Annotated in this window: 2 protein-coding genes; one reads left to right on the top strand and one right to left on the bottom strand. The window is 69.9% G+C overall.

Translation table 11 applies throughout. The annotated features are described in order from the left end of the window. A partial coding sequence (locus GRX66_RS19155) for a DUF7117 family protein (RefSeq protein WP_159527859.1) occupies positions 1-539 on the top strand: 539 nt, incomplete at its 5' end. Positions 540-717: 178 nt separating this feature from the next. Here the strand turns inward: GRX66_RS19155 and GRX66_RS19150 are convergent. Next, positions 718-1,255 (bottom strand): YhjD/YihY/BrkB family envelope integrity protein (locus GRX66_RS19150; RefSeq protein ID WP_201293106.1); only part of this gene is annotated, 538 nt, incomplete at its 5' end.

Genomic DNA, 1,255 nt, shown 5'->3' with positions numbered 1-1,255 from the left:
CGGACGGCGACCTCCGGGGCGCGCTCGACCCTGCGGTGGAGGCGTGCCGCGACTACTGCCAGTCCCGGGGGTTCGTCTCCGCCGGCGACCTGCTTGACCTCGACGACACCTACCTCGCCGCCCAGGAACTTCGACGCGCGGGCGTGCTGCTCGGCGACGCGCTCCGCGTCGGCGACGAGGAAGAGCGGTACGTGCTCGCGCTGCTGAATGGCGCCAGTGAAGGCGAACGGCCGAGTCCGGGAGCGGTGCCGGAATCCATGCGGGCGGTCCGCGGACTCGGGTACGCGGCGGCGGTCGAGACCTACCGTTCGGACGTACGCTCGTTCTGTGACGGGGAGATACCCGAACCGGAGCGCGGGCTGCTCGAACGCCTCCGCGAGCACGCGAAGCGCGTGAAGGCGCTCGACGGCGAGGTCGACCCCGATGACGCCGACCGCCTCGTTGCCGCCGCGAGAGCCGTCGGCGACTCGCTCCGTGGTGACGACTCCGGCGTCGAGCGCGCCCGGAGCCACCTCGACCAACTCGAAGAACTGGTCTGACGGGGACAGCCGACGGCGACGAACCACGAACTGCTACTGGTGCCGGAAGTCGTCAGGGAAGCGTGACGTCGACGACGACGGTGCTGTCGATTACGCTCGTCACGTGTCTGGCTCGTCGGCGCCCGCCTCCAAATCGGTGTTTCTTGGCTCCTAGTGGGGGCAGTTCCCCTCGTTCTATTTACGTTTGTGTGTCTTCGAGCCGGTCGGCCAGCACCGCGTTCGTCGCCGCGCCCGCCACGAGCGCGAGACTCCCCACGTACAGCCAGGTCAACACGAGGAGGACGACACCGACCAGACCGAACAGTCGCACGCTCACGGCTCTCGCAGCGTACGCGTTGAACACCATCGCCGACCCGGTCCAGGCGGCGGCCGCCAGGGCCGTTCCGGGGAGCGCCTCCCGGAGCGACACCGACGGCGGGAACACGAGGTACATCGGCAGCAACACGACGATCAGTGCCACGAACAGGACGACCGGCCACCCGAGCGTGACCGCCACCGCCGGCTCCACGAACGCCAGGAGGATGCCGACGACCAGCACCAGGAGGACGGCGACCACCCACGTCAGGAACACGACCACGACGTCCGCCGCGCGCTCCAGTGGCGTGTGGTCGACGTCGCTGTAGACGTCCCGGAACACGTTCGAAACCGCCCGGCCCAGCGACAGCGTGCTCCACGTGGCCACGACGCCGGCGAGCACCGCGAGCTGGGGCGGCCCC

This window comes from Halobacterium bonnevillei (assembly GCF_009831555.1).
Lineage (GTDB): Archaea > Halobacteriota > Halobacteria > Halobacteriales > Halobacteriaceae > Halobacterium > Halobacterium bonnevillei.
This window is presented reverse-complemented; position numbering and strand designations above follow the sequence as displayed.